General features: G+C 67.2%; 17 protein-coding genes and 1 pseudogene. 12 read left to right on the top strand and 6 right to left on the bottom strand.

Going from position 1 to position 23,466, the window contains the following annotated elements; genetic code table 11:
* Positions 1-1,094 precede the first annotated feature (1,094 nt).
* The 5 genes from trxA to M2428_RS06420 form a co-directional block, all read right to left on the bottom strand.
* Entirely contained in the window at positions 1,095-1,421 is a 327-nt protein-coding gene (gene trxA / locus M2428_RS06440; protein WP_018775302.1) for a thioredoxin, read from the bottom strand.
* Positions 1,422-1,463: 42 nt separating this feature from the next.
* The gene (trxB, locus tag M2428_RS06435; protein ID WP_277524894.1) at positions 1,464-2,420 is read right to left on the bottom strand and encodes a thioredoxin-disulfide reductase; all 957 of its coding nucleotides are present in this window, start codon (positions 2,418-2,420) and stop codon (positions 1,464-1,466) included.
* A gap of 241 nt (positions 2,421-2,661) precedes the next feature.
* Positions 2,662-4,227, bottom strand: coding sequence for an ABC transporter substrate-binding protein (locus M2428_RS06430; protein WP_277524893.1), 1,566 nt, complete (start codon positions 4,225-4,227; stop codon positions 2,662-2,664).
* Positions 4,228-4,398: 171 nt separating this feature from the next.
* Positions 4,399-6,471 carry a murein biosynthesis integral membrane protein MurJ gene (gene murJ, locus M2428_RS06425; protein WP_277524891.1) on the bottom strand — a complete coding sequence of 691 codons (2,073 nt, stop codon included), beginning with the start codon at positions 6,469-6,471 and terminating at the stop codon, positions 4,399-4,401.
* Between the two features lie 53 nt (positions 6,472-6,524).
* Positions 6,525-7,082, bottom strand: coding sequence for an NUDIX hydrolase (locus M2428_RS06420; RefSeq protein WP_277524890.1), 558 nt, complete (start codon positions 7,080-7,082; stop codon positions 6,525-6,527).
* 172 nt (positions 7,083-7,254) lie between these two features.
* On the opposite strand from M2428_RS06420, the gene M2428_RS06415 reads away from it, so the two are divergent.
* From M2428_RS06415 to M2428_RS06395, 5 genes are all read left to right on the top strand, one after another.
* Positions 7,255-8,733, top strand: a complete 1,479-nt coding sequence (locus M2428_RS06415) for a CCA tRNA nucleotidyltransferase (RefSeq protein ID WP_277524888.1) — start codon at positions 7,255-7,257, stop codon at positions 8,731-8,733.
* Positions 8,734-9,318, top strand: coding sequence for a histidine phosphatase family protein (locus M2428_RS06410; RefSeq protein WP_091560715.1), 585 nt, complete (start codon positions 8,734-8,736; stop codon positions 9,316-9,318).
* 757 nt (positions 9,319-10,075) lie between these two features.
* Complete coding sequence (locus tag M2428_RS06405) at positions 10,076-10,210, top strand: hypothetical protein (RefSeq protein ID WP_277524883.1); 135 nt, start codon at positions 10,076-10,078, stop codon at positions 10,208-10,210.
* A 270-nt stretch (positions 10,211-10,480) separates the two neighbouring features.
* Positions 10,481-11,959, top strand: coding sequence for a glycosyltransferase 87 family protein (locus M2428_RS06400; RefSeq protein ID WP_277524881.1), 1,479 nt, complete (start codon positions 10,481-10,483; stop codon positions 11,957-11,959).
* Positions 11,956-13,404 carry an NAD(P)/FAD-dependent oxidoreductase gene (locus M2428_RS06395; protein WP_277524879.1) on the top strand — a complete coding sequence of 483 codons (1,449 nt, stop codon included), beginning with the start codon at positions 11,956-11,958 and terminating at the stop codon, positions 13,402-13,404. The genes M2428_RS06400 and M2428_RS06395 overlap by 4 nt, the downstream gene beginning before the upstream one ends.
* Here M2428_RS06395 and M2428_RS06390 read toward each other — a convergent pair.
* Positions 13,401-14,189 (bottom strand): ABC transporter ATP-binding protein, encoded by a 789-nt coding sequence (locus M2428_RS06390; protein WP_277524877.1) that lies wholly within the window; start codon positions 14,187-14,189, stop codon positions 13,401-13,403. The two genes, M2428_RS06395 and M2428_RS06390, sit on opposite strands and share 4 nt — an antisense overlap.
* Between M2428_RS06390 and M2428_RS06385 the strand changes: the two are divergent.
* From M2428_RS06385 to M2428_RS06355, 7 genes and pseudogenes are all read left to right on the top strand, one after another.
* Positions 14,150-15,121, top strand: a pseudogene (locus tag M2428_RS06385) (sensor histidine kinase); the annotation flags it as partial. The gene M2428_RS06390 and the pseudogene M2428_RS06385 overlap by 40 nt on opposite strands.
* Positions 15,118-15,780 (top strand): response regulator transcription factor, encoded by a 663-nt coding sequence (locus M2428_RS06380; RefSeq protein WP_277524873.1) that lies wholly within the window; start codon positions 15,118-15,120, stop codon positions 15,778-15,780. The pseudogene M2428_RS06385 and the gene M2428_RS06380, both read left to right, overlap by 4 nt.
* A gap of 125 nt (positions 15,781-15,905) precedes the next feature.
* Positions 15,906-17,918 carry a penicillin-binding transpeptidase domain-containing protein gene (locus tag M2428_RS06375; RefSeq protein WP_277524872.1) on the top strand — a complete coding sequence of 671 codons (2,013 nt, stop codon included), beginning with the start codon at positions 15,906-15,908 and terminating at the stop codon, positions 17,916-17,918.
* Between the two features lie 54 nt (positions 17,919-17,972).
* On the top strand, positions 17,973-19,655 hold the full coding sequence (locus M2428_RS06370; protein WP_277524870.1) for an ATP-binding cassette domain-containing protein: 1,683 nt from the start codon (positions 17,973-17,975) through the stop codon (positions 19,653-19,655).
* Between the two features lie 131 nt (positions 19,656-19,786).
* Positions 19,787-20,560 (top strand): DeoR/GlpR family DNA-binding transcription regulator, encoded by a 774-nt coding sequence (locus tag M2428_RS06365; RefSeq protein WP_277524868.1) that lies wholly within the window; start codon positions 19,787-19,789, stop codon positions 20,558-20,560.
* Complete coding sequence (locus M2428_RS06360) at positions 20,557-21,744, top strand: MFS transporter (protein WP_277524866.1); 1,188 nt, start codon at positions 20,557-20,559, stop codon at positions 21,742-21,744. Before M2428_RS06365 ends, M2428_RS06360 begins: the two co-directional genes overlap by 4 nt.
* Positions 21,745-21,821: 77 nt before the next feature.
* Positions 21,822-23,318, top strand: coding sequence for a bifunctional phosphatase PAP2/diacylglycerol kinase family protein (locus M2428_RS06355; protein ID WP_277524864.1), 1,497 nt, complete (start codon positions 21,822-21,824; stop codon positions 23,316-23,318).
* The last annotated feature ends 148 nt before the right edge of the window (positions 23,319-23,466 follow it).

Below are 23,466 nucleotides of genomic sequence, written 5' to 3'. Positions count from 1 at the left end.
ACCTTCCTATGGACAGCAGCATGTTTCACGTGAATCAGCATGCCGGCCCCTTGCTCGACTAAACCCCGAACCTGGCATCAGGCGGATGTTTCACGTGAAACATCGGTTCTGGGAGCTACCGAGCCGCGCGCGTGGCCGGCGACCGGCGGCAACGAAGAAGGGAGCACCGGTACGCCTGGGTGCAGCCAAGGACTTGATCGGCTAGTCCGGACTTCGAAATTCGCTAGGTGATTGCCGCCGAAATTCGCGTCCATCCCTCCACCCCTAGCCTGGCCCGGCTTCCGAGGATGGACCGCCGCTGAAGCCGTGCATCCCGGAGGCGTCGCAGTGCAATGCCAGCCCCAGAGTATCGTCTCGTTCCCGCGCAAGGCACGATCCAGCCAACAACGTCTGGCGGCATACAGTCATAACTCCTTGATGATGGCACCAGTTGCTATCTAGGATCTCGACAGTCTCCGCACTGATCTTAAATCCATCGGGTCCTTGCGGTTCCCAACTCCGCCGCTTCCCGCCCGTTAGAACTTTGCACCTGGATTCGATGTTTCACGTGAAACCGCCCAGCCGCTGTACGCCCTCCAGCGCCGGGCGGCCGTACACTCGTGGCTGTGGCTGTGGCTGTGGCTGTGGCTGTGGCTGTGGCTGTGGCTGTGGCTGTGGCTGTGGCTGTGGCTGTGGCTGGGACCAAGACCGATCCAGGACCAGGACTGCGCCCGCATCCTGCATCATGGTGTGCGGCTCCGTGGGTGCCATCGAGTGCAGAAACGCGCGCGAGTCCCCGATCCCCTGTTTCACGTGAAACAGGAGTTCAGGTGAAACTCGGCAACCGGCAATCGACCTCCGGGCCAAACAGTGCAATTCCAGCATTGCGACACTCCCGACGACGCACGTCGGCATTCCCTCAGCGGCCAGCCTCCAACATTTCGGCGAGAATGTCCAGCGGGCGGAAAACTATATCGATAGGCAACCCAAGGAAACTTGTGTTCTCGATTCGGAACGGACGCCCTCGCGATCCGGGCAGACCCGCTCCCCCCCGGTGAGCAAGGATCACAACGAAAAATGGCCCCCGCCAGAGGCGGGGGCCATTCTCAGTCAGCCTAGGACAGGACGTCCGCGAATTCCTTCTCAAAGAACTGCTTGGGCCTGGCACCGATGACCGTGCTCTTGACCTCGCCGCCCTGGAACAGGTAAACGGCCGGGATGGAGGTGATGCCGTACTCGGCGGCGATGGCAGGGTTGTCGTCAACGTTCACCTTGACCACATCAACCTTCTCGCTGTACTCGACCGAAATCTCGTCGAGAATCGGCCCCAGCTTGCGGCAGGGCCCGCACCATTCGGCCCAGAAATCGACGATGACCGGCTTCTCGGAGGCCAGCACATCAGTGCTGAAGCTGGCGTCAGTTACATCTTTTGCGTTGCTCATACCCTTTGTCTCTCTTCCGTTGGTTGCTGCTGCACGCCGCGCTTAGGCGTGGAAATCTGCGAGGTAGTGTTCGACGTCGAGGGCCGCCACGCAACCGGATCCGGACGCGGTGATGGCCTGGCGGTACGTCGGATCGATCACGTCACCGGCGGCGAAAACACCCTGGACGCTGGTCTTGGACGTGCGGCCGTCGACCGCAATGGTTCCCTCTGCCGTCAGTTCGAGCTTGCCCTTGACCAGATCGGTACGGGGGTCATTGCCGATTGCAACGAACACGCCGGTTACAGCCAGCTCGGTTTCCGCGCCATCCAGGAGATTCTTCAACCGCAATCCGGTGACTTTGTCCTGACCCAAGACGTCCTCCACACCGGTGTTCCACACGAAGCTGATCTTCTCGTGGGCCAAGGCGCGGTCAGCCATGATCTTTGAAGCTCGGAGGGTGTCGCGGCGGTGTACAACGGTGACGGACTTGGCGAACTTGGTGAGGAACAGGGCCTCTTCCATGGCGGAGTCGCCGCCACCGATTACCGCGATGTCCTGATCCTTGAAGAAGAAACCGTCGCAGGTTGCACACCAGCTGACGCCGTGGCCTGAAAGCCGCTTCTCGTTCGGCAGTCCGAGCTCACGGTAGGCCGAGCCGGTGGAGAGAATGATGGAGCGGGCCTTGAAGGTCTCCCCCGTGCCGATGGTGACGGTCTTGACGTCGCCGTCGAGGTCCAGCTCGGTGACGTCCTCGAACTGGATCTCCGTGCCGAAACGCGCTGCCTGCTTCTCGAAGTTCTCCATGAGGTCCGGCCCCATGATGCCGTCCGGGAACCCCGGGTAGTTCTCCACGTCCGTGGTGTTCATCAGTTCGCCGCCGGCCGTTACCGAGCCTGCCAGGAGCAGCGGCTTCAGGTTCGCGCGCGCCGTGTACACCGCTGCGGTGTAGCCCGCCGGGCCGGAGCCGACGATGATGACATCACGTACTTCGGCGGCAGTGTTTTCTGCGTTGCTCACTGAACGGTGAACCTCTTCCTTTGTCGATGCGCCCGCCTCGATGGCCGGCCACATGGCACAACTATTGCCGGGCATTGAATATTCCGGCCGAAATGGGCGTCACGGAGCAACACCACTACTCAGGGTACCGGTTTGCCGCGGCCGGGGCCGGAGAGGGCCCCGGATTACAGGGCGCGACCGCGCAGACGGCTCCGGGTTTCAGGGCCGCTACTGAACAGCGTCTGCTACTGAACAGCGTCTGCTACTGAACCTTGATCTCGGCCAGGCGCAGGCCGTACCCGTAGCGGGTCTTGGGAGCGGCGAGCTTGGGAAGTGTCTTGATAGACACGATCACGTATTGCGCCGTCACCGGTTCAGCCAGCGGCATCGTCAGGTCCGGAGACGTGAAGCTGTTGCTGCCAATCTGCTTCGCGCCGTCCAGGGACGGGCTGTCATTGGTGAAGACGCTGATGCTGCCGCCGGAGGCGCCGAGTTGGCTCAGGGTGACGGAGGAGACCTTGGAAGGGTCCTTCAGCTTGACGACGAGCGGGACCTCGGAGGCCAGTCCGCCCCAGTCTTCCGTGGCGAATTCCATGTCGGACCAGAAGCTCGCGCCGTTCCCGTCAAACGTCTTGACGAGGTCGGAATCGTAGTTTCCGGCGAAATCGAAGTTGCCGAGTCGCGTCACGCCCTCGATGACGGGCGGCCCGGCGGCCGGTGCCTCGGTGGCGGTCGACGTCGGTTGCGCGGTGGACTGTTCCGGCGCGCTGGACTGCGCGGAGGAGGCGGCGGTGGTCTGCGGGCTGCTCTTGAAGAGGCTGCCGAGGTTGGTGACCGCGAAGATGAGGCCCACTACCAGCACGGCAGCCAGGAGGCCGCCCACCAGCCAGCGCATGGAGCGCTGCTCCCGGTTGGGCTCGTCTTCGTCTTCGTCTTCGTACTCGTCCACATCCTCCTCGTCGACGGCGGCACGCGCCGAGGCGGGGAAGTTGCCCGGAGCCCGATCCGCGGTGTCGAAGCCGGCCCCGGCCGCTCCGGCGGCCGCTGCTGCGCCGCCGTGGTGCTCGGCACCACGCTGGTCGTCGCCGGTGTAGTCGCCGTCGGACCACAGGGAAACTTTAGGTGCCGCGGCGGTTGCCGGCTGCTGCGTTGCCGGCTCGGCCTGGCGGGAGGCCTTGCCGCCCTGGACGGGCTGCGGCGCCGTCGTGTGTGCCGCGGTCTCTTGCGGCGCGGTGGTGGGGGCTTTGGGGGCCCTGGCGGCCGCTGCTGCTGCTCCGGCCGCCACGCCAGCCGCGGCGGCGGGCGCCGACGCGGGGCGGGACGGTACTCCGGCGGGGGGCGCCGCGGGGGAAACCGGCGGTTGCCCGGCTGCGGCCTGGGTCTGCCCGTAGTCGATGTACCCGGCGTCGACTTCCTCGTCGTCGTAGAGTCCGTCGTAGGTTTCGGGTTCGTGGGAGCGGGCCTGCCCAAAGATTTCGCTGCCCAGGGTGTCCGTGAAGAAAGGCTCGACGTACGGCGGGCTGGATGACACCACAAGATCCAGGAGGTCCGCCGCCGAGGTGTGGTTGGTGATCAGGTACGTGGTGGAATCGCTGACTCCAAGGTCAAGGATCTGCACGCTGCCGGGACGTTCGCCCGTTGCCACTTCACGGGCGCTCTGGGCCACCTGATCGGCGTTGCCCGGGCCGGCGACGAGGATGCTCACGGGACGGTTCAGCACCTGGTCCACACCGTCCAGCACCAGATCCTGGTCATGTGAGGTCAGTACGGTGGCAGTGACCTTGTAGCGGCCACCGAGTACTGATCCGACATCGATCGGGTGGGACACGGGCTCCTCCTAGACTGTCCGGGACCTGCCGACGTGGTCACTCTGAGAGCAACCGTGTGCCCTCCGGTAAGCCGGTTGACCGCTGGTCCGCAACTTCCCTTGTTAGTCTTCGATCCTAGCCGATGCTCTGTCCAGGCCGCGTGAGCACGGCGGTTCGAAACGGAGCCGGGCTCATTTTTTCTTTTTCCGGCTAAACGGGAAATAGGGGTTGTGGCCGGCCGGGCCCTGGTAGGTCCGGCGGCCCGGCAAGGGAGCATCGCCCCGGCCCAAACCGCCCTGAGCGGTGCTGGGGAGGTCCTCGGCCGGCAGATATCCGCCCTCCGGACCGGATCGACGCCCGTAAGGGAACGAGTCCTCTTCCCGGATGTCGGGGCCGACGCGGAACGACTCGGCGTCGAACTCGCCGGAGATTCGCGGAATCAGGCCTGTGTCCACCGAGACGGTGGCCCGCTCCGGTGCCCTTCGCACCTCCGGTACGCCGCCTGCCTGCGGCTCAGCGCCCGCCTCCGTGGCCGGCCCGGCGGCACGGCGCCGGAGCCGCCCAAGCAGCGGCTGCAGGAGGTCCTGCAGCTCGGTCACCCGGAAGAGCTTCAGCAGCAGGAAGTAGGCGGCCAGCATGACGGGACCGACGACGACGATCGTCACCAGGGCGGCGATCCGGTCGCTCCAGGCGTAGCCGTCCGGGTTGTAGCTGCCCAGCATCCACAGGGCCACGGCTCCGGCCAGCGCGGAACCCAGGGCCGCGTAGCCCATGCGGATGTAGGAGCTGGCGATCCTGGGTCCGTCCAGGTGGCCCAGGAGCCGGCGCAGGAACGTCGCGCTGACGATCACGGAGAGGATATTGCCACCGGTATAGAGGATGGCGATGGCGAAGATGATCTGATCGAACGGCAGGAACTGGATCGCGAACGCGGCCGCCAGATTGACCAGCGCCAGTACCAGCTGGATAAAGAACGGTGTCCGGGCGTCCTCATTGGCGTAGAACACCCGCGACATCATGAAGTTGGCGCTCATGAAGGGGGTGCTGAGGGCCAGGATGGTGAGGGTTTGGGCCAGCATGACGCCGTCCTGGCGCTGCCCGCCGGAGAAGAACATGCCCAGTGGTCCGGCCAGCGCGAAGAGCGCCAGCGCACCGAAGACGGTTGCCACGGCCATGGTCCTCAGCCCGTGGGAGAGGGCGTTGCGCAGCGCAACCCGGTCTCCGTCCTGCGATGCGCGGGTCATCCGGTTGAACAGTACTGTCGCCAGGGACAGGGCAATGATGGAGTGCGGAAGCAGATACAGCTGGCTGGCAACCTCCAGCACGGCATTACCCGGAATGCTGGCCGCCGCGGGGTCCCCTGCTTGTTGAAGGCGGAGCCGCTCGGCGCCGGGGATCGTGGCGATGCGCATGACGTAGAGGAACGCCAGCTGCCCCACGGCGGCCGTCGCCAGAGTCCAGACGCTCAGCTTCGCCGCATGGCCCAGCCCCACCCCGCGCCAGCCGAAGCGCGGCCGCAGCCCCAACCGGAGCCTGAACACGGGAATGAGCAGGATGGCGGTCTGGGCGACGACGCCGATCGTGGAGAATCCGGCCACGAGGATGGTTTGGAACGACCCCCAGTTGTCGATCGTGTGCGGATTGGCGGCATTGGCCCCCATGATGCCGATGAACATGCCCAGGCCGGCGATCGCCACGATGTTGTTGATGATCGGCGCCCACATCGCGGGCCCGAAGGCTCCGTGGGCGTTGAGTACCTGGGTCAGCAGGGCGTACAGGCCGTAGAAGAAAATCTGCGGAAGGCACCAGAACGCGAACGAGACCGCGAGGGCCTTCTGCTGCGGCGAGTAGCCCTGGGTGGTCAGTTGAATGACCGACGGCGCCAGCAGTGTGACCAGCAGCGTGAGCACCAGCAGCACCAGCACCGCGAGCGTCAGCAGCCGGCTGATGTAGTCCGCTCCCTTGTCCGGCGCCTTGCTGGCCTTGATGATCTGAGGCACCAGAACGGCATTGAACACCCCGCCCGCGACCAGCAGGAAGATCAGGTTGGGGAGGTTGTTGGCGTTGATGAAAGTGTCGTTGACCGTCGAGCCCAGGCCCAGGGCGGCGGCCAGCATCCAAGTCTTGGCGAAGCCCAGGAACCGCGAAACGAGGGTTCCGGCGGCCATGATGGCGCCGGAACGGGTCTCTCCGGACTGGACAGCTTTGGAATCGGCGGGGCCGGAGGGTACGGGGGCGGGTTTGGCAGATGACATCGTCTTCATCGTCTCACCCGCGCGGGGCATTAGTCGCTATCCGGGGCCGTGACCGGCCGCTTCTAAGGGCGTCGGCGGTCTTCCGGGAGGACTTCTTTGGCCAGATCCGCGATGCGGCGCTCATTCGGGAAGGACAACTTGCGGGCCAGCTCCTGGATAGGAACCCACGCGACGTCGACTGCTTCCTTGTCCGGATCGTTTTCGATGGTGAGTTCCCCGCCCGTGGCCCGCAACAGGTAGTGGTGCACGGTCTTATGGACGCGGTGCCCGCTCACGGTGAACCAGTAGTCGATGCTTCCCAGCGGTGCCAGGATCCTGCCTTCGATGCCGGTTTCCTCGGCGATCTCGCGGACGGCAGCTTCCTCGTTGCTTTCCTTGCCCTCCGGGTGCCCCTTCGGCAGGCACCACTCAAGACGGCCGCCGCGGTTGAGGCGCGCGATGATCGCTACCCGCAGGTCGGCGTCGGACATGTCCACCACGACGCCACCGGCGGAGATTTCCTCGACGGTGGGCAGGGAAGCGTGGCCCGTGTGCTGGACAGGCGCGACATTGGCACCTATTGCCGACGGCAACGGTGCGTTTGTCCTCCTGCCGGGAGCGCTCGGTACGGGATGGGCCATGAGGTCCACTCTAACGACTCTTGCCCGCTGTTGATGACCTAAACATGGCCGGAAAGTGGACGGCCGGGAAAGTCGGCCCGCGCCGGTTCGTCCGCAATCGTGACGAACCGGCCAGATCCTTGAGGGTTCCGGTGTGGGTGCTGGCGCGGTTTTCTGACAAGCTTAAGTAACTATGGCGCACGCACATCACAAGACTGACTCCCACACCGTTTCTTTCCAGGTGGATCCGGTGGTTCTGGAGCTCGGGCAGCGGTTCGTCGACGCCGGCCACGAGCTGTCCCTCGTTGGCGGGCCCGTCCGTGACCTGTTTCTGGGCCGGATCTCGCCCGACCTCGATTTCACCACCGACGCCACCCCGGACCAGACCGTTGCCCTGATCAAGAAATGGGCGGACAACTACTGGGAGATCGGGCGCGCCTTCGGCACCATCGGGATGCGCAAGGGCGACTTCCAGATCGAAATCACCACGTACCGGGCCGACGCCTACGATCCGGAGTCCCGCAAGCCGCTAGTGGCCTTCGGAACATCCCTCACGGATGACCTCCTGCGGCGGGACTTCACCATCAACGCCATGGCACTGCGGCTGCCCATGCTGGAGCTCGTCGATCCTTTCGGCGGCGTCCGCGACCTGCACGCCTCGATCCTCAACACCCCCGGACCGCCGGAAACGTCCTTCTCCGACGACCCCCTGCGCATGATGCGCGCAGCGAGGTTCGCGGCCCAACTGGGGGTGTCGGTGCACCCCGAAGTGCGCGAGGCGATGGTCCGGATGGCGGAACGGATCAGCATCATCTCGGCCGAACGCGTGCGCGATGAACTGATCAAGCTCATCTGCGCCGCACAACCGCGGGCCGGCGTAGACCTGCTGGTCGATACCGGACTCGCGGACCTGGTGCTGCCTGAAGTCTCGGCCCTGCGACTCGAATCCGATGAACACCACCGCCACAAGGACGTCTACCAGCACTCGCTCCAGGTCCTGGAACAGGCCGCCGCCCTGGAATCGAAGGCGGACGGCCCGGTTCCCGGCCCGGACTTTGTGTTGCGGTTCGCGGCGCTGATGCACGACGTCGGCAAGCCGGCCACGCGCCGCTTTGAACCGGGCGGTGCGGTGAGCTTCCGCCACCACGACATGGTGGGCGCCAAGCTGACCGCTAAGCGGATGAAGGCGCTCCGCTTCGACAACGACACCATCAAGGCCGTAGCCAGGCTTGTGGAGCTTCACATGCGCTTCTACGGTTACGGCGAGGCCGGCTGGAGCGATTCCGCGGTCCGCCGCTACATCACCGACGCCGGGCCCCTCCTGGAGCGTCTGCACCGGCTCACCCGCTCCGACGTCACCACCCGGAACCAGCGCAAGGCGGACCGGCTATCCTTCGCCTATGACGACCTCGAGACCAGGATTGCGGCGCTGCGGGAACAGGAATCCCTCGACGCCGTCCGCCCGGACCTTGACGGTGGCCAGATCATGGCCCTGCTCGGCCTCAAGCCCGGCCCCGTGGTGGGCCGCGCCTACAAATTCCTGCTCGAAGAACGCATGGAGCACGGACCGCTCGATCCAGCCGTCGCCGAATCCCGCTTGCGGGACTGGTGGGCGGGCCAGCCCGAGGCGGCGCCCGCCGGCGCCGAACTTTCCACCACAGAGGAGTCCTAAGTGACTGCACCATCTAACGGCCCCCGCCCCCAACTGTGGATCCTGCGGCACGGCGAAACAGAGTGGTCCAAGAGCGGGCAGTACACCGGGCTCACCGACATGCCCCTCACGGTGGAAGGTGAGCAGCAGGCCGTGGAAGCGCGCAGGGTGCTCGAGACCGTCGACTTCGACCTCGTGCTGACCTCGCCCCTGCGCCGTGCCCGCCGGACCGCCGAACTCGCCGGCTACCCTGACGCCCAGCTGGAGCCGCTGGCGGTGGAATGGGACTACGGCGACTATGAGGGCATCAGCTCAGACCTCATCCGCAAGGACAACCCCGAATACCTGATCTGGACGCACGGCGTGCCCAACGGTGAAGCGCTCGACGACGTCGCCGCCCGGGCGGACAAGATCGTGGCCCGGGTACTGGAATCGGGCCTGGACAATGTGCTGATCGTCGCCCACGGACATTTCTCCCGCATCCTGACGGCCCGGTGGCTCGGACTCGACCCCCGCGAGGGCCGGCACTTCGTGTTGGGAACTGCCAAAGTCTGCACTCTGGGATGGGATAAGAAGACCCCGGCAATCGTGCGCTGGGGACTCTAAAACCGGTTTTTAAAACAAAGTCAAAGAAAGTTTATGAATTCGGTAGGCAACTGCCGCATTCGTAGTGTATTTTTATTTCTGACCCCAGAGCGACTTGCCGGGGTCACGGCGCGCGTCGCCCGGCCAGTCAGCCGGAGCCACGGCAGAACAGAAAAGGAGGTTGGGAAAATGATGATTACTTTGACTAGCGGATGGATGTACACCGCCACCGCCACCCCGGCCTCGTTCGCTGTGCCGCGCCCAAATGTCGGACTGACTGTTTCCTGACCGCTTCCCGTCCCAGGTAATACAACCTGGGGCCGGCGGCAGCTGGCTTCCTCAACGGAACGCCTGGTAACGGCAGCCTGAACAGGCGGAACCACGTGGTTGCGCAGCCTCCCCATAGTTCGGAACCCAGCTTCTTGTTGGGGTCTCGGCGCTACCGCTTCCAAGGCCATTCTCCATCGAATAACTTCTCCGTATCCGGAATTCCGGCTTAGTTAAAGCCCTGGAATTTGGCGTCTAATTGTCGCGCCCGGAATCGGCTATTCGAATTCAAGTACTTATGGCTCTATTTGCCGTGCCCAAAATATCCCCGCCCGATTCGCCCGACCATTCCTGTCTGCCGCCTGTTTGTTGTCGGCCAGGCAGCAACCCCCACTAATGAAAGGTCCCTGTGGCTACCCCAACCACCGCTCCAACCCACGACCACACCGCCCTATCCGCCGTACCCGCCGCCAAGACGCACCGATCAAGCCCCCGAGGGGAGGTAAGAGCCATGATGAACAAGCTCTATACGGTCCTGTTCCGAAAGCTGGCATACCGGGAGTCGACCCGCTTCAACGGCCAACTCCTGGACCAAAGGCGAGACGACACCTTCCTCGCCATGCATCAGGCCGGCCTGATTCGCTGAACCCCTGATCTGCTGACTACAGGACACTTCCGCCACTGGTGCACGGACCAACCCCGTGCAGGGACGAAACCCGTTACCGGAAGGACTGTCCGCAGCGAAGGAGAACCTGATGACTGACATCGGAACCGATCCCAGGGAGCCCGTGCGGCGACGCGCGGGCTCCCCCCTTTAAGTCACCTTCATCTCCCCTGTTGCGCGCGGGAGGCGATCCGACGTGCCAGGAACGCCACAGCGCCGCATGGGGCAACCGCCCCCGGTAAGCTCAAGGACATGCAGGAGACAAAGCCGCCGGAGCGCAAACGGATCCGATTGGTCATCCCGAGCCGCAGCGACCCTTTTCTCCGAAACTTCACGGAACTGGTAGGCGGTCCTTTGGGCCAACGCTCGGCGCCCGGGATCGTTTCGCCAGGATTCTTCACGGTGGAGCGTGTTTTGGTGCTCCTCACAGTCCTCGCGGCCCTGGCCGGGATTCTACTCAAGAACTTCTGCCGCACCCACGGCTGGGAAACACCCGGACAGTTCTACGCCACCTGCTACTCGGACTTTCCGGAACTGTTCCGCAACCGCGGCCTCGGCGATGGCGCCTTCCCCTTCATTACACAGGGAAGTCTCTTTGAGTACCCCGTGCTGATGGGGTTCATTGCGGGCGCCACGGCGCTTCTAGTGCCCGGCGCCGGCACCGGGGACCCCCGCGTCCTCGGCTACTTTGACGTCAACGCCACCCTGATCGCCGCCGTCTGGATCGTCACCGTGCTGGCCACGGCACGGACGTACCGGCCGCGGTCCTGGGACGCGGCGATGGTTGCCCTTGCCCCCGGCATTGTCCTGGCCGGTGTCATTAACTGGGACATGTGGGCCGTGTGCATGCTGGCCCTTGGCATGTATTTCTTTTCGCGAAACAAGCTTGTCCTCGCCGGAATCTTCATCGGCTTGGGCACTGCCACCAAGCTCTACCCCCTTTTGATCCTCGGTGCCGTCCTGCTGCTGGCGCTCCGGAGCGGGCGCATCCGGGCGCTCGTTATCACTGCCGGCGCTGCAACCGCGGCCTGGCTGGCGGTCAACGTCCCGGTGGCCGCGGCAAATCCGGACGGCTGGAAGTACTTCTACCAGTTCACGCAAGAACGGCCTGCGGGCTACAGCTCCCCCTGGTTCGCCTACAACCTGGTGGCCGGCCGGCTGGGCTGGAACCCGCTTGAGGCCGAAGCCATCAACTCCCTGGCCCTGGACCTGTTCCTCCTGGCCTGCATCCTGATTGGCGTCCTCGCACTGACAGCACCCCGGCGGCCGAGGATCGCGCAGTTGGCGTTCCTGATCGTGGCCGCATTCATCCTGACCAACAAGGTGTACTCGCCCCAATTCGTACTGTGGCTGATCCCCCTCATCGCCCTCGCCCGGCCCCGTTGGCGCGACTTCCTCATCTGGCAGACCATCGAAGCACTGCACTGGGGCGCCGTCTGGATGTACCTCGGGCAGGCGACCAGCGGCGGTTCGACCCAGCACAACATCGACATGCCCTACTACGTCCTGGCAGTGGTTGCCCACATGCTCGCCACCGCCTACCTGATGGCCCGCGTTGCTTGGGACATCTGGGATCCGTCCTACGACGTGATCCGCCGCCACCGGATCGATGATCCGCATGGCGGACCCTTCGACGGCGCCCCGGACTGGCTGCGGATCAATCTCCGCCGGCCTGCGACGTCCGTAGTGCCGTGGCGGAAGGGTGCCGTGGCGGAAGGCCCCCGCAAATGACTGACGTCGCCGTCGTCGGTTCCGGCCCCAACGGGCTGGCCGCGGCGGTGACCATGGCGCGGGCCGGACTCAAGGTCCACGTGTTCGAGGCGGCCGCCACCCCCGGCGGCGGGCTCCGCACCGCCGAACTGATGGAACCGGGCCATTTCCACGACGTCTGTTCGGCTGTGCACCCCATGGTTCTGGCCTCACCATTCTTCCGCCGGTTCGAGCTGTCCCGGCGCGTGCCCCTGGAGGTGCCGGAACTCTCGTACGGATCCCCGCTCGACGGCGGCCGTGCGGCGCTGGCCTACCGCTCCCTGGACCGTACTGTTGCGGAACTCGGGCGCGACGGCGCCGCGTACCGCCGGCTCATGGAGCCTCTCGTGCGGCGGGTGGAGGGAGTCGCAGACCTGACCCTGAACCAGCTGCTGCGGATTCCGGGAGACCCCGTGGCAGCCGCCGCATTCGGCCTCCGGGCGCTCGAGCAAGGCTCGCCGCTGTGGAACGCGAGGTTCAGCCAGGACCTGGCTCCCGCACTGCTGAGCGGGGTCGCCGCCCACGCCGTGGCGCCGCTGCCTTCGGTGGCCGCTGCCGGCGCGGGCCTCATGCTGGCCGCCCTGGGGCATGCCGGCGGCTGGCCTATTCCGCACGGCGGATCGGCCGCGATTGCCCGGGCGCTGACCGCTGACATCAAAGCCCATGGCGGGGTGATCGAGACCGGGAGGCAGATTACTTCACTCGCGGAGCTGCCGCCGGCCCGGGCCACCCTGCTGGATGTGGCGGCGCCCGCGCTGCTGCACCTGGCGGAGGGCAGGCTCCCGGCACGCTACCGGAGCTCCCTGGAGTCCTTCCGCTTCGGGAACGCGGCCTGCAAGGTCGACTTCATCCTCTCCGGACCGGTGCCGTGGGCGGCGCAGGGCCTCGCCGATGCCGGGACCGTGCACGTGGGTGGCACCAGGGCAGAAACCGCCGAAGCGGAACGCCTGGTTGCCGCGGGACGCCATCCGGACCGGCCCTACGTGCTGGTCTCCCAGCCCTCGCGTTTCGATTCCGGCCGCGCCCCGGCCGGCCGGCACATTCTGTGGACCTATTGCCATGTTCCGGCCGGCTCCGCGGTAGATATGAGCGACGCGGTCATGGCGCAAATGGAGCGCTTCGCACCCGGCTTCCGGGACCTGGTGGTCGAGTTCAAAGTGACGACGGCGGCAGGTTTGGCTGCGTACGACGAGAACTTCGTCGGCGGGGACTTCGGCGCCGGCCGCATGGACCTTTGGGGAGTGCTGCGGCGGCCGGTGCTGAGCCCCGTTCCATGGCGGACGCCGCTGCCCGGCGTGTATTTGTGCTCGTCGTCCACCCCGCCGGGTCCCGGCGTCACCGGGATGCCCGGCTTCCACGCCGCCAGGTATGCCCTCAAGGACATGTTCGGGCTCGGCGTTCCTGGCCTCGGCTACCGCGTCCCCTAACCCAACCTCGGGGCCCCTAACCGCGTGTCCGCAGCCGCCGGCGTCGCCGCCATGGAGGACAGCCGTCCGTCCCGCATACTCGCCACGGCGTCCGTGAGCGGGACGAAATCGGTGTCGTGGGTGACCATGACGGTCGCCACGCTGAACTCGTCCGTGACCTGCCGCAGCAACCGGACGATCGCCTCGCTGCGGGGGTGGTCAAGGGCCGCTGTGGGCTCGTCCACGAGCAGCACGGCTGGATTTCCCATGAGTGCCCGGGCAATGTTGACGCGCTGGCGCTGCCCGCCGGAGAGCTGGTGGGGCCGCTTCGCGAGGGCGTGCCCGAGACCCACAAGATCCAGCAGACCTGCGGCGCGTTCGGCGGCCGCCCGGGCGGCTCCTCCGCGCAGGCGCTGGGTGATCACCAGCTGTTCCATCGCCGTGAGGGAGGGCAGGAGGTTGGGCTGCTGGAAGATGATGCCGAGCTTGTTCCGGCGCAGTGCGGTGCACCCGGCGTCGGGCAGTCCGCCGGCGTCCTGGCCGTCGATCAACACCAGGCCGGCGGAAGGCCGGACGAGGGTGGCGGCGACGGCCAGCAGGGACGACTTTCCGGACCCCGAGGGGCCGATCAAGGACACAAACTCCCCTGCGTGAACCTTGAAGCTCACGTCGTCCAGGGCCTTAAGGGTGCCGTCTCCGTCCGGGTACTCCAGAGTGACGTTGACCAGGTTAAGAGCGGGCTGCCTCAGGGCGGACTTGCTCAGGACACGTGCTCCGGCGCCGGCTGGCGCTGCCCGCGATCGCATTCAGCACCCTCTTTGTCATTGGGGCGCTCTGGTTCCACAACGGCGGTGCCGCATCGCCGCAGCTGCCCATGGTGCTCGGGCCCGCGTTCGGCGCAGCCTTCGCCGTGGTCACAGGGCTGGCCTACCGGGCACTGTTCCTGGAGGCCGAAAACCAGCGGCTGGCGGCCGAGGAGCTCCGCCGCACCCGTGCCCAACTCGCGCGAACCCAGCACAATGCGGGCACCCTGGCCGAGCGCACCCGGCTGGCCCGCGAAATCCACGACACCCTGGCCCAGGGCCTGTCCAGCATTGTGCTCATGGGTCGCGCGGCCGAGAAGGCCCTGGACGACGGCGAACCCGCCGTGGCACGGGAAAGGCTCCGCATTGTCCGGGACACGGCCGCCGCCAACCTGGCGGAGGCCCGCAACTTCGTCCGGGCGCTCCAGTCCCCCGATCTCGAGGACGGCTCACTGGTGGCGGGCCTTCTCCGGCTGTGTGAGACGACCGAGGCGGAGACCGCCGCGCGAGGTGCCGCGCTGCGCTGCCGCCTCGACGTCGAAGGTGTGCCGGTGGAACTCCCGGGCGCCCACCAAACCGCCCTGCTCCGGGCCGCCCAGGCGAGCCTGGCCAACGTCCGCGTTCATGCGCAGGCGCGCACCGCCGTCGTCACCCTTTCCTTCCTGGGCCCGGAAGTGGCCATGGACATCTACGACGACGGCACCGGGTTCGAGCCCGCGGCCTTGCCGGCCCGTCCCGACGGTTCCGGCTACGGGCTGACGTCGCTGCGGGAACGCGTGGCCGCCCTCCATGGCCAGCTGGACATCGAGTCTGCCCCGGGCGAGGGAACCGTGGTGGCCATCCGGCTGCCACTGGGGCAAGCGCCTGATTCCGCGCCGGCCACATCGTCCGGTTCCAACGCCACATCGGGGCAAGCCAGCGGGGGCCGGCCATGAGCAACATCCGGGTGTTCCTGGTGGACGACCACCCGGTGGTCCGGGCCGGGCTGCGGGCGATGCTGGGTGATCTGCAGGGCATCACCGTGGTGGCCGAGGCCGCCGACGGCGGCGCCGCCCTGGCCGGACTGGCCAAGCTCCACACCCTGGGCAAGCCCGCGGACGTGGTGCTCATGGACTTGCAGATGGGCGCGGGCATGGACGGCGTCACCGCCACCGGCAAGATCAAAGCCGGAGAGGCAGGGCAGCCGGCGCCTCCGGTGCTCATCCTCACCACCTATGACTCCGACGCCGACATCCTCGCCGCCGTCGAGGCCGGCGCCAGCGGCTACATGCTCAAGGATGCCCCGCCGGAGCAGATCCGCCAGGCGGTGCTCGCCGCCGCAGCCGGCGGGACGGCGCTGGCACCCGAGGTCGCGGCCAGGCTGAGGCTGATGGGCCGGATCAGGAATCCGGAGCCGGCCCTGTCCGCCCGCGAGATCCAACTGCTCGAACTGCTGGCCACCGGGATGGGAAACCGGGCGATCGCGAAGCAGCTGTTCATTTCCGAGGCCACGGTCAAGACCCACCTGGTGCACATCTACGGCAAGCTCGGCGTCGACAACCGCACTGCCGCGATCGCCGTGGCCGCCCAGCGCAGGATCATCCGGCGGCCCTAGGCAGCCTGAGGCGTGCCCTGTGCCTGAGTTTCGTGACGATGTTATGCGACGGTGTTGTGTGCCGGTGCTTTGTGACAGTCCCATGTGACAGGGGAGTTGTCAGTGGTCCGGGGCATAATGGCGGCATGGGGAACACATCCAAACTTTCACTGGCCCTTGTGGGTCTTGTTCTCGGCGCCTCGCTGGTAGCCTGCGGGGACGGCCGGGACGGCGCAGAAGGCGCCGCCCAGCAGCTCGCCACCGCGGTGTCCGCTCTCGACGTCGGCTCGGTCGCCTTCGAGGGGAAGGAATCGGGCGCCGCCAACGACCAGCTCAAGGAAATATTCCAGGGGCTGGACCCGGACAAACCGGCCGTGCAGGCCGGCGAGCTGACCTTCGAGTCGGACACGGCCACGTTTCCGCTGAACTACACCTGGAAAGTCGGCGCGGAGGAGTGGAAGTACACCGTTTCCGCGCAGCTGACGAAATCCGGCGACAAGTGGCTTCCGGTGTGGACGCCGGCCATCCTGGTGCCGGACCTCGCTGACGGGGAGATCATCACCCGTGCCACCCAGACGCCGCAGCGGGCCTCCATCCTGGGCGCCGGCGGCGCCCCGCTGGTCGCGTACCGGCCAGTGGTCAACGTTGGCATCGACAAGCCGGCGCTCGGCGGCGCTGACCCCGCAGACTCCGCCACCAAGCTCGCCCAACTGGTCGGCGTGGATCCGGCAGCCTACGCCCAGCAGGTCGCGGCGGCCGGTCCGGACGCCTTTGTTCCGGCCATCACCTTCCGCGAGGACGGTGCCCGGACCATCACGGACCAGCAGATCTCCGCAATCCCCGGCGGCCGCGCCATCCCGGACAGCCTGCCGCTGGCACCCACCCGCACATTTGCGCGGGCACTCCTGGGTACAGTCTCCGAGGCGAACGCGGAGCAAATCGAGAAGTCCGGCGGCGCGCTCAAGCCCGGTGACACCACCGGAGCCGGGGGCCTGCAGCAGCAGTATGACACGCAGCTGCGCGGAACCGACGGCATCGTGATCCGGGCACAGAAAGCCGGACTCACCGCCGCGGAAATCCAGGCGGCCTCCCCCGATCCGAGGCGGGTGCTGTTCGAGACCGGCATCAAACCCGGAACCCCGCTGAAAACCACCCTGGACCCGAAGCTGCAGCAGCTCGCCGAAGACGTGCTCGGCAAGGTCGGCCCCGCATCGGCCATCGTGGCGCTCCGGCCCTCCAGCGGCGCCGTCCTGGCGGCCGCGTCCGGGCCAGGCAGCAACGGCTACGACACCGCGATGCTGGGACAGTACGCCCCCGGATCGATCTTCAAGATGGTCGATTCCCTGGCCATGTTCCGCAAGGGAATGACCCCCGATTCCAAGGTGGACTGCCCGGCGACCCTCACGGTGGACGGCCGCACCTTCAAGAACGCCGAGGGATACCCCGCATCCTCACTGGGCTCCGTGACACTGCGCGATGCCTTTGCACACTCCTGCAACACCGCGTTCATCAACGCCCGCGACACCGTCAGCCAGGCGCAGCTCGAATCCGCCGCGACCTCGCTGGGCGTGGCAGTCGAAGCGCCGGCGCTCGGAGCCGCCGCGTTCCTCGGCTCGGTCCCCGGAGACGCCGAAGGAACCGAACACGCCGCCTCCATGATCGGCCAGGGCAAAGTGCTCCTGTCCCCGCTGGCCGCCGCCATCATGGCCGGCTCGGTAGCCAAGGGGGCCCCGGTGGCCCCCCAGCTTGTACTGAACCCGAATGAGGGTGTCACTTCCCCGGGTGCCGGGAGCACCGCCACTGCCGGAACCGGCACGGAGCCGGCCGCCCCGTCCTCCGGTGATGCGACGGCGTCGGCCGCGCCACCGGCCAAGGCCGCCGAAACACCCGTAACGGCAGCGGAAGCCGCGGCGTTGGCTGACATGATGCGCGCCGTCGTGACCAGCGGGCATGCCGGGTTCCTGGCCTCCGTCCCGGGCGAGCCCGTCGGCGCGAAGACCGGAACGGCTGAGTTCGGCAAGGACACCCCGCCCAAGACCCACGCCTGGATCGTGGCTGTGCATGGTGACCTGGCCGTCGCCGTCTTCGTCGAGGACGGCGGCCTTGGAGCCACCACGTCCGGACCGCTGCTCAAGGAGTTCCTCACCCGAGCCAGCTGAGCAGGAAAAGTCCGCGCCGCCCGGCTGCGGGAAGACCGTGGGAAGATTGAACGCGTGGCTCATATTGACGTTTCCGGCATCGACTACTTCCTCTCCGACGGCACCCAGCTGCTCAACGGGGTGACGTTCAAGGTCCCGGACGGCACCAAGACGGCGCTGATCGGGCCGAACGGAACCGGCAAGACCACGTTGTTCCGGATCATTTCCGGCGATCTCGTGTCGGATGAAGGCGTGATCGGCCGCTCCGGCAACATGGGGATCATGCGCCAGTTCGTGGGCCAGGTCCGGGATGACTCCACGGTCCGCGACCTGCTGGTCTCCGCTGCGCCGCCGGCGCTGGCCGCTGCCGCGCGCACCGTCGACGAGGCAGAACTCGCCATGCTGGAGCACGATGACGAACCCACCCAGATGGCCTATGCCCAGGCCATCGTGGACTGGGGAGACGCCGGCGGATATGACGTCGAAACGGTCTGGGACGAGGTCTGCATGGCCGCCCTTGGCCTGCCGTTCGACCGTGCGCAGCACCGCCCGGCGTCGAGCCTCTCCGGCGGCGAACAGAAGCGGCTGGTCCTCGAGGCCCTCTTCGCCGGCCCCGACGAACTGCTGTTGCTGGACGAGCCGGACAACTACCTCGACGTCCCGGGCAAGCGCTGGCTCGAGGCCAAGCTGAACGAGTCGAAGAAGACCGTGTTCTTCATCAGCCACGACCGTGAACTGCTCAATAACGCCGCCGGCCGCATCGTCACGCTGGAACCGGGCATCAACGGCGCCGGCGCCTGGATCCACGGCGGCGGTTTCGGCTCCTACGTGGAGGCCCGGGCGGACCGGAACGCGCGCTTCGAGGAGCTGCGCAAGCGCTGGGACGAGGAGCACGTAAAGCTCAAGGAACTCGTCAACATGTACAAGAACAAGGCCGCGTTCCGTTCCGACATGGCCAACCGCTACCACGCCGCGCAGACCCGGCTCGCGAAATTCCTCGAGGCCGGTCCGCCAGAAGCCCTGCCGATCGAGCAGAACGTGCAGATGCGGCTCAAGGGCGGGCGCACGGCCAAACGCGCCGTCGTGGCGGAGAAGCTGGAACTGACGGGCCTGATGAAGCCGTTCTCCACCGAGATCTGGTTCGGCGACCGGGTGGGCGTCCTTGGCTCCAACGGTTCGGGCAAGAGCCACTTCCTGCGCCTGCTCGCGACCGGCGGCACCGATCCGGAGCGGGAGCACCTGCCGGTGTCCGACGTCGAAATCGCGGAAGTGCCGCATGAGGGCACCGTGAAACTCGGCGCCCGGATCCGGCCCGGCTTCTTCGCCCAGACCCACGTCCGGCCCGACCTGCTGGGAAAGACCCTGCTCGAAATCCTGCACCGGGGCGACGAGCACCGCTCCGGGATGGGCCGGGAAGCCGCCGCCGGGGCGCTGGACGGCTACGGGCTGGCGGCACAGTCCGAGCAGAAGTACGACTCCCTCTCCGGCGGCCAGCAGGCGCGGTTCCAGATCCTGCTGCTGCAGCTCTCCGGCGCTACGCTGCTGCTGCTCGATGAGCCCACCGACAACCTGGACCTGCACTCGGCCGAGGCCCTGGAACGGGCGATCGACCACTTCGAAGGCACCGTCCTGGCGGTCACCCACGACCGCTGGTTCGCCCGCACCTTCGACCGCTTCCTGGTCTTCGGCTCCGACGGCAGGGTCTACGAGTCCGCCGAACCGGTCTGGGACGAAAAACGCGTCGAACGCGCCCGCTAAAGCCAATACGGGTCGCTCAGCACCGGTTCCGACGGAATTCATGGGTCCTGAGTGACACCGTACTGCCACTGAGCCGCGCATGAGACCCGCAACAAAATGATTAAGTGATCATAAACCGTTAGCATTTGAGCATGAATACTGATGAGCGGCACCGCCTGATCGGCGAACTGCTTCGCAACCGGGAACAGGTGACGGTGGACGACCTCATGGCCGCCTGCGGCGCGTCCGGTGCCACCATCCGCCGCGACCTCGACACCCTGGCCCTGCACGGCGTGCTGCGGAGGATCCACGGTGGGGCCAAGAGCCTGGTTTTCGGCGGTGAAAACCCGCAATACGGCCAGCGCGAGCTGGAGGACCACACCGCCAAGATGCGGATCGCCGCCGGTGTGGCGGCCATGCTCCAGGACCGGGGCCACGTCTGGCTGGACAGCGGCACCACAGCCACGGAGGTCGCCCGCCAGTTGCGCCAACGCGAGATGACGATCATGCCGATGTCGTTGCGAGCCGTCACCGCGCTGTCCCTGGACGATGTGCCTGCCGGCCGCCGCCCCGAACTCCTGATGCCGGGCGGCAGCCTCGTGCCCGGTGAACTGTCCTTCCGCGGGCCCATGACGGAATCCAACATCCGCTCTCTGCGCTTCGACACCGCCGTCGTCACGCCCTGCGCCCTGAACCTCAAGGACGGGCTGTTGGCCCACGACCTCGACGACGCCGCAGTCAAGCGTGCCGGCCTGGAATCCGCGGCCCGGGTGATCGTCGCGTGCGCCGGATCCAAATGGAACGCCAGCGCCGTCGCCCTTGTCGCATCCCTGGACGCCGTCGACGCCATCGTGACCGACCGGCAGCTCGGCCCTGAAGAACTTGACCAACTCGCGCAACACTCGGTGGAAGCAGTGATCGTATGACCAGTACCGCAACCGTCCCGCAACTTAGAGCTGCCACCGGGGCGACTTTCCTTGTCTTCGGGATCAACGGATTAGTGTTCGCCAGTTGGGCAGCCCGCATCCCGGCGGTGACGGAGATCCTGCAGATCACCGCGGGCCAGATGGGAACCCTCCTGCTGTGCCTGGCGGTCGGCTCGCTGATCGCCCTGCCCACGGCCGGGTTCGTCGTCGGCCGGATCGGCACGGCCAACACCGTCCGGGGTGCGGGCCTTGTGGCCGCGGCGGCCGGCGTCGGCGTCGCGCTGTCCCTGATGGCGGCCTCCGTCCCGGGGACGGCGATTGCCCTGTTCTTCTTCGGCATCGGCGTCGGGCTCTGGGACGTTTCGCAAAACATCGAAGGTGCCGACGTCGAGCACCGGCTCGGCCGGACCATCATGCCGCAGTTCCACGCGGCCTTCAGCGGCGGCGCGTTCGTCGGCGCCCTGATCGGCGCCGGACTGTCCACCCTGGGGGTCGGGCTCCCGGAGCACCTGCTGGTCATAGCCGCAGTCGTGGCCGTCCTGACCACGGTGGCCCCGCGGTACTTCCTGCCGCATCTGCCCGCCGCGGTGCCCGCCGCCGGGGACACGGACCACGCAAAGGGCGGTTTGGCCTGGCGGGATGGCCGCACGCTGCTGATCGGCGTCGTCGTTCTCGGCGCCACCCTGACTGAAGGCGCCGGCAACGACTGGATTGCCAAGGCCGCGGTGGACGGCCTGGGCGCCGAACAATCCACGGGGGCGCTGCTCTTCGCCGCCTTTGTGCTGGCGATGACCGCCATGCGCTTCTTCGGCGGCCGCGCGATCGATGCCTACGGCCGCGTGGCCGTGCTCCGCGCCAGCATGGCCGCGGCAGCTGCGGGCCTCTGCCTCTTCGTCTTCGCAGGAACCATCTGGCTGGCCGCTGCCGGTGCCGTGCTGTGGGGCGTGGGTGCCGCCCTCGCATTTCCGATCGGGATGTCCGCCGCGGCGGATGACCCCCGGAGAGCGGCCGCCCGGGTGTCCGTCGTGTCCACGCTGGGCTACATTGCCTTCCTGGCCGGGCCGCCGCTGCTGGGCTTCCTGGGGGATGTCACCGGTATCAGGGCCGCCCTGCTGGCGATCGGGATTCCGATTCTGGTGGCCCTGGTGCTCGCTGGAGCCGCGAAGCCCTTGCGCGCGAGGTAGATACCCGCGAGGCGGGTGCCCCGCCGCGCCCGCCGAACTCCGCCTGCGGCCTGGCTCTCCGGCAGTATGGTGGTCAAATGCGATCCATGCTGAGGAAGGCCCCAGGCCGCCTGTCGAAATTCGACCGCAAACTCGTCCGCGCCGTCTCTAATCTGCCGGGCGGAGGCCACGACGACTTCTTCCGCCGCCTGTCCGCTTCCGCCAACAAAGGCAAACTCTGGTTCGGCGTTGCCGGGGCCATGGCCCTGGTGCCCGGAAAGACGCGCCGGGCAGCGGTACATGGGCTCATCGCCCAAGGCGTGGCGTCGGCAGTCACGAACCTCGTGTTCAAGACCCTCCTGCCGCGGACCCGCCCCCTGCCCGAACACCTTCCGGTCTTCCGCTTCGTCCACCCACAGCCGACGAGTTCGTCCATGCCGTCGGGCCATTCGGCCTCCGCGGTGGCCTTCGCGCTCGGAGTCGGCATGGTCCGCCCGGCGCTGGGTGCGGCGGTGGCCCCTGTCGCGGCCGGGGTGGCCTACTCCCGGATCCACACCGGGGCCCATTGGCCCTCGGACGTGCTGTTCGGTTCCGCGATCGGCGCCGGCGCGGCCATGGTGACGCGGAAGTGGTGGCCCGTCCGGCCGCCGTTCCCCGAAACCCGCCGCGCCGCCGCCCGCGCCGCGGAACTCCCGGAGGGACAGGGGCTCTGCATCGCGGTCAACACCCTCGGCGGGTCCTATGCTGACGAGACAGTTGACGCCCTGCAAAAAACATTCCCCAAAGCGTATATAAAGAAAATCGCGCCCGACGAGGCCGTCGACGCTGGCATCGCCCAGCTCGCAACACGGCCGGGCATTGCGGCCCTGGGCGTCTGGGGCGGGGACGGAACCGTGGGCGCCGCGGCCGCCGCCGCCGTCGAACGTTCCCTTCCGCTGCTGGTGCTCCCCGGCGGAACGCTCAACCACTTCGCCCGCGACGCCGGGACGCCCACCCTGGCGGCGGCGGTCCAGGCGGGCTCGCACGGCGAGGCCGCCGTGGCCGACGTCGGTCACGTGAGCGTCGAACGCGGGCTCCCCGACAGCCCGGAGCACCTCGAACTGATCATGCTCAACACGGCCAGCATCGGTCTGTACCCGAACCTGGTCCGCCGGCGCGAACAGCTCCAGCCGGCGCTGGGGAAACCCCTGGCCGGAGTGGTGGCCATGTTCCGGACCTTCGCGGCCGGCACCCCCACCACCCTGATCGTCAACGGGGTGCGGCACCGGCTGTGGATCCTGTACATCGGGCGCGGGCGCTACTACCCCCGCGACCACGCGCCGCTGGTGCGCCCTGTGCTGGCGGACGGGGTCCTGGACCTGCGGATGATCACTGCCGATGAGCCGTTCGCCCGGCTGCGGCTGCTCTGGGCGGTGCTCACGGGCACCGTGGGCACGTCCGGGATCACCCATCTGAGCGAAACGGACCGGATCACGGTGGAACCCGGGAACGGGCCCATGGTCCTGGCTGTCGACGGAGAGGTCATGCCCGGGGTGCGGAGCGTGGAATTCACGGTCCGCCGCGACGCGCTGACCTACTACTCGCCGCTCGGCTGAGCGGGCGCCCGCCCGCGCCGGCCGACACTCCCGCCCACACAGATCCGCGGCCAGATCCCGGGCGGGCGGGTGTGTCATCCTCCCGGACTACCCTGATTCGCCCCTGAATCATCCCTGAGACCGGCGAAATACGCCGCCGGCCTCGGTA

The organism is Arthrobacter sp. ES3-54 (assembly GCF_029504395.1).
In the GTDB taxonomy this organism is placed as follows: Bacteria; Actinomycetota; Actinomycetes; order Actinomycetales; family Micrococcaceae; genus Arthrobacter.
This window is presented reverse-complemented; position numbering and strand designations above follow the sequence as displayed.

Excerpts from the sequence above, each read along its gene's own strand:
- trxA (WP_018775302.1), bottom strand. The coding sequence starts at position 1,421 with ATGAGCAACGCAAAAGATGTAACTGACGCCAGCTTCAGCACTGATGTG.
- murJ (WP_277524891.1), bottom strand. The coding sequence starts at position 6,471 with ATGAAGACGATGTCATCTGCCAAACCCGCCCCCGTACCCTCCGGCCCC.
- M2428_RS06420 (WP_277524890.1), bottom strand. The coding sequence starts at position 7,082 with ATGGCCCATCCCGTACCGAGCGCTCCCGGCAGGAGGACAAACGCACCG.
- M2428_RS06415 (WP_277524888.1), top strand. The coding sequence starts at position 7,255 with ATGGCGCACGCACATCACAAGACTGACTCCCACACCGTTTCTTTCCAG.
- M2428_RS06405 (WP_277524883.1), top strand. The coding sequence starts at position 10,076 with ATGATGAACAAGCTCTATACGGTCCTGTTCCGAAAGCTGGCATACCGG.
- M2428_RS06400 (WP_277524881.1), top strand. The coding sequence starts at position 10,481 with ATGCAGGAGACAAAGCCGCCGGAGCGCAAACGGATCCGATTGGTCATC.
- M2428_RS06395 (WP_277524879.1), top strand. The coding sequence starts at position 11,956 with ATGACTGACGTCGCCGTCGTCGGTTCCGGCCCCAACGGGCTGGCCGCG.
- M2428_RS06390 (WP_277524877.1), bottom strand. The coding sequence starts at position 14,189 with ATGCGATCGCGGGCAGCGCCAGCCGGCGCCGGAGCACGTGTCCTGAGC.
- M2428_RS06380 (WP_277524873.1), top strand. The coding sequence starts at position 15,118 with ATGAGCAACATCCGGGTGTTCCTGGTGGACGACCACCCGGTGGTCCGG.
- M2428_RS06375 (WP_277524872.1), top strand. The coding sequence starts at position 15,906 with ATGGGGAACACATCCAAACTTTCACTGGCCCTTGTGGGTCTTGTTCTC.
- M2428_RS06365 (WP_277524868.1), top strand. The coding sequence starts at position 19,787 with ATGAATACTGATGAGCGGCACCGCCTGATCGGCGAACTGCTTCGCAAC.
- M2428_RS06360 (WP_277524866.1), top strand. The coding sequence starts at position 20,557 with ATGACCAGTACCGCAACCGTCCCGCAACTTAGAGCTGCCACCGGGGCG.
- M2428_RS06355 (WP_277524864.1), top strand. The coding sequence starts at position 21,822 with ATGCGATCCATGCTGAGGAAGGCCCCAGGCCGCCTGTCGAAATTCGAC.